The sequence below is a fragment of the Priestia sp. YIM B13486 genome (assembly GCF_042787865.1).
Lineage (GTDB): Bacteria > Bacillota > Bacilli > Bacillales > Bacillaceae_H > Priestia > Priestia megaterium.
Genome location: NZ_JBHZOZ010000020.1, coordinates 36573 through 47297, shown reverse-complemented (window position 1 = coordinate 47297; position 10725 = coordinate 36573). Strand labels below are relative to the sequence as shown.

Sequence of the window (10725 nt, the reverse complement as noted above, 5' to 3'; positions counted from 1 at the left end):
TTAGGCACGCCGCCAGCGTTCATCCTGAGCCAGGATCAAACTCTCCGAAGAAATGTTTGACTTGCTCAATTTAAAAATAAAATTTAACGTTGACGTTTGTCGCTTTGTTCAGTTTTCAAAGTTCAACCGTCGCTCTTGAGCGACTTTTTTATATTAACAAGTTGTCGTTCATTTGTCAACAACTTTTTAATATTTTATTTCTGATGAATTGCGATTGTTTTCCAATCACTCATCAGCGACATTTAATAATTTAACATCTGTACTATATAAAGTCAACACTTTTTAAAAAGTTTTTTTCGTTTTACCAAAAAACCTTATTTACTTCCCTGTTTTCACTGAACCTTAGCAAGATCTTTGAAAGGATTTGGTACTTCTCTTGAATGTTTCGTTCAAGAACTACATGATTCAAACTTTGTTGAAAAGCAACGTTTGTTCTTTTCATTTCTTCTCTGAGTAGTGCTTCTAACTCTAAACACTCCACTTGATTAAATAAACAAATTTTCATTGATTCACCTGCTTTTTGCGACATTGATTCTCAAAACATCAAAATAAAATCAGTCGTTCTTTTCCTTACCTGTTATTAATTGTAGACAAAACGCATACAAATTAGACAAGTACTACTTATTAAATGAGGTGACAAAATGAATATGTTTTATACTATTCGAGCCAAAAGAATCAAACAAACAATGCTTATCGTAGTTGCTGCTTTGTTTACAAGCTTTTTTCTTTATGCTCAACAGACGTTTCACTTTCCTGTGTTTTCAACAGATAACGGTCCACGAGCTGTTTATAAGGCGGATGATAAAAATCCCGAAGTCGCTCTTACATTTAACATCAGCTGGGGAGACGAAAGAGCTATTCCTATTCTAAATGAACTGAAAAAACAGCATATTGAACATGCTACTTTCTTTTTATCTGCTTCATGGGCTGAACGTCATCCAGATGTTGTAGAGCGCATAAAAAAAGAAGGCCACGAAATTGGCACAATGGGCTATGACTATACTTCCTATACAAGCCTAAAACCTAATGAAATTAGACAAGATCTTGCAAAATCAAAGAAAGTCTTTGATTCCCTAGGACTTAAAGATGTTCACCTTCTTCGGCCTCCTAACGGGCAATTTAATAAAGACATCTTAAAATTAACAGCGGATATAGGATATACAACCGTGCACTGGAGCATCGACTCTAAAGACTGGACAAATCCAGGAGTTGAAAAGATTGTATCGAATGTCACAAAACCCTTAGATGGGGGAGATATTATCTTGCTGCACGCGTCTGACTCCGCTCAACAAACAGCAAAGGCTATTCCATATATCAAGAATTCATTACAAAATAAAAAAGTCTCAAACGTAAGTGTTTCAACATTAATTTCAAATTCAAAAACCCAAGTAAAAGATATCCGCTAAGATCTATTCGCACTGTATATGGAAAGCAAAAGCAGACAAATATACTATTTGTCTGCTTTTGCTATTCTTTCGTGCGTAAGAAGTTTCGGCAAAATAAGAAGTTGATACATATTACAAATTAGAAGTGGAAACACCATAAGGTAAAGCCAGCTTTCTTCGTTCGTTCGCAGCGCAGGGAACCATTCAATTGTCGTTACAACAATCATAAAAAACAGCGCTGGTACAAAAGCCTCTTTATTCGTCTGCTTTTTCTTTGCATACGCCACTAACAACCCTACCGCTAACAAGAAAACGCTTAACAAAATATACTTGCCTATGCCTTCTCCCGGTTGTTGAAAGAACTTATATCGAAAATAAGCAACGTCAAATAATACAAATAAAACAAATACAATTTGAACCGATTTCCAAAGTGATGCAGATTTAAAAATTCCCAACCCAAATCGGTGAATAGTTAAATATGCAAAAAACCCCATTTGACTAATTAAACTAAAAATAAACCCTACGCCTACGAGCCATGTTAAAACAGCAACAATTTCTCCTATCTTTCCTTGTTGAAATAAGTGACCGTATTCCCCCCAGCGCACCGCAAATCCAACAAAAGCTGTACTTATCCCCCCGACAGCTAACGTGGTTAGAAATAGACGAACCCAATTTCGACTATTCACTTCCATCTCCCCCATAAGTTACAAAATTGTACCTTTTCATAAATTGTACCAATCACGTTTTGAAAAATCTAGAGCTCTTTTATGAATAAAAAACCTTGATTATCTCATATTAAGCGTAAGCATATTAGGAAAGGAGCTCATTACTATGAAAAAGCGACTCATGCTCCTCATTTATATAGGAATGTGTATGCTTTTAGCTACAGCCTGTGCACCGCAAGATGAAGAGAACAATGGTATGGATTATGATCAAACAAAGAAAATGGTTGTTGATATTTTAAAAACAGATGAAGGAAAAAAAGCAGTCGAGGCAATTATGAAAGACCCTTCTGTTAGACAAGATATTTTAATGGATCAAAACGCGATAAAAGATACAATTTCTCAAACCCTAGTCTCAGATAAAGGCGTGGAATTTTGGAAAAAAGCCATGGATGATCCGAAGTTTGCTGAAAGCTTTGCTAAAAGTTTGGAAAAAGAAAATAAGACGGTCATCAAACAACTGATGAAAGATCCTGAATATCAAGGAATGCTTCAAGATGTTTTAAAGGATCCGGCTATGGAAAAAGAAGTACTGACTGTTTTAAAGAGTAAAGAATATCGCACTTATTTACAAAAGATTATGACCGAAACGTTTGATAGCCCTCTTTATCAATCTAAAATTCAAGACATTCTTTTGAAAGCCGCTGAAGAAACACAAGGTGGACAAAAACAAAGCAGCGACGATGGTGGTTCTTCTTCCTCTGGATCTGATTCAGGCGGAGAACAGCAACAGCAGTGATTAAATACGCATCTCATATGAGGTGCGTATTTAATTATGTCATTTATTTTTATTAAAAAACCTAAATAACTTCTTTATATTTTTTAATACTTAGTATTTTTATTGGAATTGTAAACTTTAATTCTTAGCTTTATGGTAAAATATTAGAAATTAACACAATCGTTTTATAGCAAAAGGAGGGAATTCGATGGAATTTCGCGTTATTAAAACGTTTCAAACCATTGTTCGTTTAGGAAGCTTTCAATTAGCAGCTGAATATTTAAAGTACTCTCAGCCTACCATTACACTGCACATTCAAAAGTTAGAATCCGAACTAGGATTTAAGCTTTTAGAACGAGGAAAAAGCATAAAACTTACTGAAGCAGGTAAAATCTTTTACGAGCGGGCAAATATTTTACTAAAGGAATATGAATATCTAAATAACACCTTAAAGGATTATTCAACAGGCGAAGCTGGCACTATCCGTATAGGTGCTCCAGAGCCTACAGCAAGCAGTCGACTGCCTTCCATTCTCTCATTATTTAAAAAAAGATATCCCAACACAGAAATTAGCTTACTCGTTGCAGACGAAAAGCATCTTCATCAACATATACGCAATCAAGAAATTGATTTCGCGATTGGCACTGTCTCAGAATCGTTCAGAGATATAGAATTTGAGGCACTACTAACGGAAAAACTTGTGCTGCTACTACCATTCAATCATGCTCTAACAAAAAGAAAAACAATCTTTGCAAAAGATTTAATACACGAAACGCTGATTACAGCTGGGCACTCTTCCGTTCAAAAGAAAATTGAGCAGCTAATCTTTGAACGAACAGGCCAACTGCCTGCTAAAGTCCAGTTAGGCACTATTAGCACACTTCAGCATTTTGTAAAAGAAAACTTAGGAGTAGCCGTTGTTCCACAAATAAGCGCAACTCTTCCGCCAGATCAAGTGGTGGTTAAAACGATTCATGACTTGCATGAGGGGCCTGCAATCGGCATTTTAAAGCACCAGTCTCACACCGTAAGTACAGCCGGAAAAACATTTTTAGCTCTCTTAAAACAAAACCTTGCATTTGATTTAAAAAAGGCGCAGATTGAACTCTCTGTATAATAGCAAAAAGCACGCGCTGTTCGAGCGCGTGCTTTTCGTTATTTTCCTGTTGCTGCTTTTTCATTTTCGCAAATAAATGCAATCTTGCTTGCAATCTCTCCATATATTTTACCTAAACGATGCGATTCATCGTAAATGGAAGGTGCAAAATCTTCTTCATTCCAGTCAGGCTGACTTAACGGAAGCTGTCCTAACAGCTCTGTCTGAAGTTCCTCAGCGAGTTTTGGACCTCCGCCTTTACCAAATACATACTCTTTTTCCCCTGTTAGCTGGCTTTCAAAGTAGGCCATATTTTCTACAACTCCAATTACCTCATGGTCGGTTTTCAAAGCCATAGCACCCGCTCTAGCTGCAACAAATGCCGCTGTAGGATGTGGTGTTGTAATAATCACTTCTTTACAAGCAGGAAGCATAGAGTGAACGTCTAATGCGACATCACCTGTTCCGGGAGGTAAGTCTAGTAGAAGATAATCTAATTCTCCCCATTCAACTTCTGTAAAAAAGCTTGTCAACATTTTTCCAAGCATAGGTCCTCGCCAGATAACAGGTGAATTATCTTCTACAAAGAAGCCCATGGAAATAACTTTTACTCCGAAACGGTCAACTGGGATAATCTTTTCACCTTCTACTACAGGACGCTGTGTGATTCCCATCATATCTGGAACGCTGAATCCATAAATGTCAGCATCAATTAAACCAACTTTCTTTCCTAAACGAGCTAGAGAAACGGCCAAGTTAACAGAGACTGTTGATTTACCAACGCCTCCTTTACCGCTGGCAATAGCAATAAATTCAGGCGCATTCGGACTAGTTAGTAAGTTGCCAGTATTCGGCTGCTCAGCGCGGTACTGCTGAAGTTCCTCAGGCGTAAACTCAACAAATCGCAGTCCAACCGACTGTACACCTGCTTTTTTTAATTCTTCTACAATTGTGCCTTGAAGGCTCAGCTGTTCACTAGTACCTGTTTTTGCAACAGCAATCTTCAGGCTTATATGCTGTTTTTCAGATTTAATTGTTATTTCTTTAATCGCATCTGTTTCTGATAGTTTTTTATTTAAAAATGGATCTGTAATTTCCCCTACTACTTCTTTTACTTGCTTTTCCGTTAGCATACTCCCACCACCATGTTAAAATCTATTTATTTATACTATCAAGTATATCATACATATTAGATTTTTCTGAATAGAAGGATGCTATGCTTTTTATTTCGGCTTTTCTCCAGTAAAATACCGGCTGACTCCTTCATAAACGGATTCAGCTAACTTTTTTTGATAGCGTTTCGATTGAAGCATTTTACGTTCTGTAGGATTTGATAAGAACCCTACTTCAACCAAAGCACCGGGTGGCTTAGAATGCTTAAGAAGGTAAAGAGTTTGAATAGCTTTTGCTTCACGAGTCGTATTGTCCAGGTTATTTCTTAGCTCTTGTTGAATGAGTTTGGCCACTTGCTCGTTTTCTTTTAGGGATCCGTAATAGAAAGTTTGAGCCCCTCTCCACGCAGAGGATGGAATAGCATTCAAGTGAATACTTAAGTACAAATCAGCATTGGATTTATTAATCATCGTTAAGCGATTTTTTAAGTCTTCTACTTTTCTGCGACTGTATCCTCTTGTATCTTTGGCCGCTAAGTCTTCGTCTTTTTCTCTCGTCATAATAACAAGTGCCCCTTGCTCTTGTAGATAGTCCCGAAGCATTAATGAAATTTTAAGAGTTATTTCTTTTTCAAGCACTTCATCCTCTCCTACCGCTCCTCCATCAACACCGCCGTGTCCAGGATCTAGTACAATAACTTTCCCGCTAAGAGGGAGTGAAAGCGAACCGGATGATGTTCTATGATCTATCTGATATTGTACAATGACAAAAAGAACGAGAAGCGCTATAATTGTGCTCATTATTTTTACTTTAGACATTTTATCCCTTCCCTTCTTGCCTCACCTATTTATTTCTATATGGGACAAGAACGGGAATTATGAGTACTTTTTAATGCAAACGTAACCGACGTCTTTTTTCTGCGGTACGATAACCTTCTTTCCACCAGTCTTGCACATATCCTTGACACAAATAATACAGACCGTCTTGATAAAGATCTGTTACAGACATGCTGACGGCTCCGTACAATGTATCAATTAAAAGAGACTCTTCTTGCTTACTGTGCTTCTGAAAGTCTTCGTAGCCTTTACCACGTTTACTCACCCGGGCACCTAATAAAAATGATTCGATGGCAATATCAAGACAGTACTCCTCCACATGTTCGTCTCCTAGCATATTCCACTGAAACATGGGATGAAAATAACGGCGCAGCCTCTCTTGAAGTAAATCAAACGACAGTTCTCTTAGGACTTTGCGTTCATATTTCATTTCTTTTTCATAACGTTTTTCTTTTAAATATGTAACCTCGTTCACCATAACGCCTCCCTTTTTTACATATTGTCTGCACAAGCCTTCGTCTCATACGCAAACAACAAATAAAAAAAGCCTTGGTCCAAAGACCAAGGCTTGAAACGTAATATAAAATTAACGTTTTGAGAATTGTGGTGCACGACGAGCGCCTTTAAGACCGTATTTTTTACGTTCTTTCGCACGAGCGTCACGAGTTAATAGACCAGCACGTTTTAATGTTCCACGGTATTCAGGGTCTGCTTCTAATAAAGCACGAGAGATTCCGTGACGAATAGCGCCAGCTTGACCTGCATAACCTCCACCATTAACGTTTACAAATACGTCATAGTTACCTACAGTTTCAGTTAAAGCAAGTGGTTGTTTTACTACTTCACGTAGTGCAGCAAATGGAATGTATTCTTCGATTTCACGACCGTTGATTGTTACGCGACCGTTACCTGGTACTAAACGTACACGAGCAACAGAGCTTTTACGACGACCAGTTCCGTAATATTGTACCTGTGCCAAGATAATAACCTCCTCTTATTAATTATCCGCGAAGTTCGTAAACTTCTGGTTTTTGTGCTTCATGTGGATGTGTTTCACCAGCATACACATGTAATTTTTTGAACATTTGACGGCCTAGGCTACCTTTTGGAAGCATGCCTTTGATTCCTAATTCAAGCATTTTCTCAGAGTAGTTAGTACGCATTTCTAATGCTGTACGTTGTTTCAAACCACCTGGGTGCATGCTGTGACGGTAATAAATTTTATCAGTTAATTTTTTACCTGTTAGTTCGATTTTTGACGCATTGATAAGGATCACGTGATCACCAGTATCAACATGTGGTGTAAAAGTTGGTTTATGTTTACCGCGTAAGATTGATGCTACTTCACTTGCTAAACGACCTAAAGTTTTACCTTCAGCATCGACAACATACCATTTACGCTCTACTTCGTTTGCTTTCGCCATGAAAGTTGTACGCATGAGTTTCCCTCCTAATTTTCATCATCAATTATAAAATTATTTCAACCTTCTATTTCAACACGATTAATTTCCGGGGCTAACCGTGGGGTTAAAATACATACCATATGATATATTATATCTTTAAGCTACTAATGTCAAGAAAATGTTACACCAGGTTTAGTTGTCATAGAAAACGCGCCATAAATATAGTCCTTGCGAAGGCGCAGTTTTTCCTGCACGAGGACGTGATTTGCTTTCTAGAATATCTTTTATAGCATCTGGTTCAATACGGCCTTGTCCCACTTCTAAAAGCGTTCCAACAAGAATACGAACCATATTATACAGAAAGCCACTTCCAACGAATCTAAACACAAGCTGACTATTCTCTTCATACATATCAATCTTGTAAATCGTACGAATCTTATCTTCCACTTCTGTTCTCGCTGAACAAAAGCTTGTAAAGTCGTGTGTACCGAGTAAATATGTGATGGCTTTTTTCATTTTTGAGTAGTCTAATGGATAAGGGTAATGGTATGCATAAGAACGAGTGAAAGGATTTCGATCTTCGCCGCGCAAAATATGATAGCGATACTCTTTTGAAGTAACGTCATACCGGGCGTGAAAATGTGCATCAACTTCACATACATTCTTCATTACAATATCATCTGGTAGCATTGAATTCAATGCTTTTTTCCACTTATCACATGGAATATTTAGGTTTGTATCAAAATGAATGACTTGCCCCTGTGCATGAACATTTGTGTCCGTTCGTCCAGAGGCGTAAATCGGAACTTTTTTGTTATGCATTTTCTCTAAAACGGCTTCAATCTCCAGTTGAACAGTTCGCTTATTGGGCTGAACTTGATAACCTGAAAAGTGTGTGCCGTCGTATGCAACTATACATTTTAAACGTTTCATCTTTTCACCAAACAATCTTTACGTTCTAATCAGCACTAAAACAACTGCTACTGCCAGCAGAAGTAAAAGCATAATTGTATCTATGCTTCCCCATTTCAATTGACGATACTTTGTACGCCCTTCTCCGCCTTTATAACCCCTTGCCTCCATGGCAATAGCTAGCTCTTCAGCACGCTTAAATGAACCTATAAATAGAGGAACAAGTAAAGGAACGACAGCTTTCAAACGATCCCTAAGGGGGCCGCTGCTAAAGTCCACTCCTCGTGCTGTCTGCGCTTTAATAATTTTATCTGTCTCTTCCATCAATGTAGGAATAAAGCGAAGAGAAATGGACATCATTAAAGCTAATTCGTGTACGGGAAGCTTAAGCTTTTTAAATGGATTCAGCAAGCTTTCCATTCCATCTGTTACTTCAATAGGCGTAGTCGTTAAAGTTAGCATCGTCGTAATTAAAATTAAGAACAAGAAGCGCAAGGAAATTAAAACACCTTGAATAAGGCCGCCTTTATAGACAGAAAACCATCCCCATTCAAACAAAAGAGGACCTTCCTTTGTCATAAAAATGTGCAAAAGAAACGTGATGATAATAATAAACATAACGGGCTTTAACCCTCTTAAAATAAACGAGACGGGCACTTTACTCATGGCCACTATCATAAGGGTATACACACCTAAAAAAGCATAGCCGATAGGATTATTTGCTAAAAACACAATTAATACATACGCAAATACGAGAAGCAGCTTGGCCCGAGGATCCATTCGATGGACAACCGAATGACCCGGCACATACTTACCAATAATGATTGAGTTCATCATAATCGTTCACCTTGCTGCATAAGGTGCTGCACTTTCTCTACCACCTCAGAAAAGGTAATAACCGTATCCGATGCTTCAAGCTGAAATTTCTCTTGCAGCTTCAGCATAAAGCGAAGCGATTCTGGAACATCCAATCCATATTCTTTTAACTGCGTATGCTGACCAAATACTTCTCTAGGTGACCCTTTCATCGCAATCGTTCCCTTATTCATCACAATTAGCTCATCTGCGTACATAGCTGCATCTTCCATGCTGTGAGTTACGAGAATCGTCGTCAAGCCTTTTTCTTTATGAAGACGATAAATCATATTCATAATTTCTTGACGCCCTCTAGGGTCCAATCCAGCAGTTGGCTCATCTAAAATTAGCACACTAGGATTCATCGCTAGAATACCTGCTATCGCTACACGACGCATTTGTCCACCACTCAAATCAAAAGGAGATCTGGCGAGAATGTCTTCTGGCAACCCTACTAACTTGATAAGCTCTCTTGCTTTTTGCTTTGCTTCTTTTTCCGAAACGCCATAATTCATTGGTCCAAAAGCTATATCTTTTTCCACCGTTTCTTCAAAAAGCTGATGTTCTGGAAATTGAAACACCACGCCTACTTGCTGACGAATAGCTTTTAAATTCTTTTCTTTTCGATTGGCTTTAATGGTGCGCTCACCGATTTGAATTTCACCAGCAGTTGGCTTCAATAAGGCATTCAGATGCTGTATGATTGTTGATTTCCCAGAACCAGTATGGCCAATAACAGCCAAAAATGTACCTGATTGAATGTTTAAATTTAAGTCATGTAGAGCAATTCGTTCAAATGGTGTATTAACTTGATAACGGTGCTCTACTTCTTTGAATATAATGTCCATAGTTCGTCCACCAAGTCCTCATCTGTTAAATGAATTTTTGATAAAGGAATTCCTACGGAAGCAAAACGATGGCTTAGTTTAACGGAAAACGGCAAGTCTAGTCCAATATCCGTTAACTTGGAACCTAATGCAAATACTTCGCGTGGAGTACCTGTTGCATAGATCTTCCCTTTGTTCATCACAACGACTCTGTCAGCCATTGCTACTTCATCTAAATCGTGAGTAATTGAAATAACCGTCAGTTGTTTTTCTTCTTTTAATTTTCTAACAGTTTCAAGTACTTCAGTTCGCCCAATAGGATCTAACATAGATGTTGCTTCATCTAGAATGATGACAGATGGCTGTACGGCAATTATACCCGCAATGGCCACACGCTGTTTTTGTCCACCTGATAGCTGATGAGGCTCTTGATCCAGAAAAGCACTCATATTGACCATCTCGATTGCTTCAGGTATACGTTTTTCCATAATCTCAAATGGAATCCCGTTGTTTTCAAGCCCAAAAGCAATATCGTCTTGAACGGTTGAGCCAACAAATTGATTATCTGGATTTTGAAACACCATTCCAATCTGCTTGCGCACATCCCATATTGTTTCTTCAGATAAAAGAGTATCGCCCACTCGAACCGTTCCTTTTTCAGGTAGCAAAAGGCCATTTAGAATTCGTGCCAGCGTCGACTTACCAGATCCATTATGTCCAGCTATCGCTAACCATTCACCTTTATAAGCAGAGAGAGAAAGGTGATCTAATGTTAGGTCTGCTTCAGGATCGTATCGAAAGCATAAATCTTTTACCTCTAAAGACATTTCTTTCAACGCTATCTTCCTCTCAGCTTTT

13 protein-coding genes are annotated in these 10725 nt (G+C 38.2%); 3 read left to right on the top strand and 10 right to left on the bottom strand.

Annotated elements, in window-relative coordinates; genetic code table 11:
• Positions 1-641 precede the first annotated feature (641 nt).
• Entirely contained in the window at positions 642-1406 is a 765-nt protein-coding gene (pdaB, locus tag ACFX4G_RS27000; protein WP_164796829.1) for a polysaccharide deacetylase family sporulation protein PdaB, read from the top strand.
• 44 nt (positions 1407-1450) lie between these two features.
• Here pdaB and ACFX4G_RS26995 read toward each other — a convergent pair whose 3' ends face one another.
• Positions 1451-2071, bottom strand: coding sequence for a KinB-signaling pathway activation protein (locus tag ACFX4G_RS26995; protein WP_043982702.1), 621 nt, complete (start codon positions 2069-2071; stop codon positions 1451-1453).
• 145 nt (positions 2072-2216) lie between these two features.
• Here ACFX4G_RS26995 and gerD point away from each other — a divergent pair, with 145 nt between their 5' ends.
• Entirely contained in the window at positions 2217-2846 is a 630-nt protein-coding gene (gerD, locus tag ACFX4G_RS26990; protein ID WP_013054964.1) for a spore germination lipoprotein GerD, read from the top strand.
• Positions 2847-3033: 187 nt separating this feature from the next.
• On the top strand, positions 3034-3942 hold the full coding sequence (locus ACFX4G_RS26985) for a LysR family transcriptional regulator (RefSeq protein WP_097825349.1): 909 nt from the start codon (positions 3034-3036) through the stop codon (positions 3940-3942).
• A 38-nt stretch (positions 3943-3980) separates the two neighbouring features.
• Here ACFX4G_RS26985 and ACFX4G_RS26980 read toward each other — a convergent pair whose 3' ends face one another.
• From ACFX4G_RS26980 to ACFX4G_RS26940, 9 genes are all read right to left on the bottom strand, one after another.
• Complete coding sequence (locus ACFX4G_RS26980) at positions 3981-5054, bottom strand: Mrp/NBP35 family ATP-binding protein (protein WP_034654900.1); 1074 nt, start codon at positions 5052-5054, stop codon at positions 3981-3983.
• A gap of 90 nt (positions 5055-5144) precedes the next feature.
• Positions 5145-5852: an N-acetylmuramoyl-L-alanine amidase CwlD gene (gene cwlD / locus ACFX4G_RS26975; RefSeq protein ID WP_043982704.1), complete on the bottom strand. Its 708-nt coding sequence runs from the start codon at positions 5850-5852 to the stop codon at positions 5145-5147.
• 70 nt (positions 5853-5922) lie between these two features.
• Positions 5923-6348, bottom strand: a complete 426-nt coding sequence (locus ACFX4G_RS26970) for a DUF2521 family protein (RefSeq protein WP_013081382.1) — start codon at positions 6346-6348, stop codon at positions 5923-5925.
• A gap of 108 nt (positions 6349-6456) precedes the next feature.
• Positions 6457-6849, bottom strand: a complete 393-nt coding sequence (gene rpsI, locus ACFX4G_RS26965) for a 30S ribosomal protein S9 (RefSeq protein ID WP_013054959.1) — start codon at positions 6847-6849, stop codon at positions 6457-6459.
• A 22-nt stretch (positions 6850-6871) separates the two neighbouring features.
• Positions 6872-7309 (bottom strand): 50S ribosomal protein L13, encoded by a 438-nt coding sequence (rplM, locus tag ACFX4G_RS26960; RefSeq protein WP_013054958.1) that lies wholly within the window; start codon positions 7307-7309, stop codon positions 6872-6874.
• A 156-nt stretch (positions 7310-7465) separates the two neighbouring features.
• On the bottom strand, positions 7466-8206 hold the full coding sequence (gene truA, locus ACFX4G_RS26955; protein ID WP_013054957.1) for a tRNA pseudouridine(38-40) synthase TruA: 741 nt from the start codon (positions 8204-8206) through the stop codon (positions 7466-7468).
• Between the two features lie 18 nt (positions 8207-8224).
• Positions 8225-9022 carry an energy-coupling factor transporter transmembrane component T family protein gene (locus tag ACFX4G_RS26950; protein ID WP_043982706.1) on the bottom strand — a complete coding sequence of 266 codons (798 nt, stop codon included), beginning with the start codon at positions 9020-9022 and terminating at the stop codon, positions 8225-8227.
• Positions 9019-9888: an energy-coupling factor ABC transporter ATP-binding protein gene (locus tag ACFX4G_RS26945; RefSeq protein WP_162215143.1), complete on the bottom strand. Its 870-nt coding sequence runs from the start codon at positions 9886-9888 to the stop codon at positions 9019-9021. The genes ACFX4G_RS26950 and ACFX4G_RS26945 overlap by 4 nt, the downstream gene beginning before the upstream one ends.
• Positions 9864-10703: an energy-coupling factor ABC transporter ATP-binding protein gene (locus ACFX4G_RS26940; protein WP_013054954.1), complete on the bottom strand. Its 840-nt coding sequence runs from the start codon at positions 10701-10703 to the stop codon at positions 9864-9866. Before ACFX4G_RS26940 ends, ACFX4G_RS26945 begins: the two co-directional genes overlap by 25 nt.
• Between the last annotated feature and the right edge of the window lie 22 nt (positions 10704-10725).

Excerpts from the sequence above, each read along its gene's own strand:
- pdaB (WP_164796829.1), top strand. The coding sequence starts at position 642 with ATGAATATGTTTTATACTATTCGAGCCAAAAGAATCAAACAAACAATG.
- gerD (WP_013054964.1), top strand. The coding sequence starts at position 2,217 with ATGAAAAAGCGACTCATGCTCCTCATTTATATAGGAATGTGTATGCTT.
- ACFX4G_RS26985 (WP_097825349.1), top strand. The coding sequence starts at position 3,034 with ATGGAATTTCGCGTTATTAAAACGTTTCAAACCATTGTTCGTTTAGGA.
- ACFX4G_RS26980 (WP_034654900.1), bottom strand. The coding sequence starts at position 5,054 with ATGCTAACGGAAAAGCAAGTAAAAGAAGTAGTAGGGGAAATTACAGAT.
- cwlD (WP_043982704.1), bottom strand. The coding sequence starts at position 5,852 with ATGTCTAAAGTAAAAATAATGAGCACAATTATAGCGCTTCTCGTTCTT.
- ACFX4G_RS26970 (WP_013081382.1), bottom strand. The coding sequence starts at position 6,348 with ATGGTGAACGAGGTTACATATTTAAAAGAAAAACGTTATGAAAAAGAA.
- rplM (WP_013054958.1), bottom strand. The coding sequence starts at position 7,309 with ATGCGTACAACTTTCATGGCGAAAGCAAACGAAGTAGAGCGTAAATGG.
- truA (WP_013054957.1), bottom strand. The coding sequence starts at position 8,206 with ATGAAACGTTTAAAATGTATAGTTGCATACGACGGCACACACTTTTCA.
- ACFX4G_RS26950 (WP_043982706.1), bottom strand. The coding sequence starts at position 9,022 with ATGATGAACTCAATCATTATTGGTAAGTATGTGCCGGGTCATTCGGTT.
- ACFX4G_RS26945 (WP_162215143.1), bottom strand. The coding sequence starts at position 9,888 with ATGGACATTATATTCAAAGAAGTAGAGCACCGTTATCAAGTTAATACA.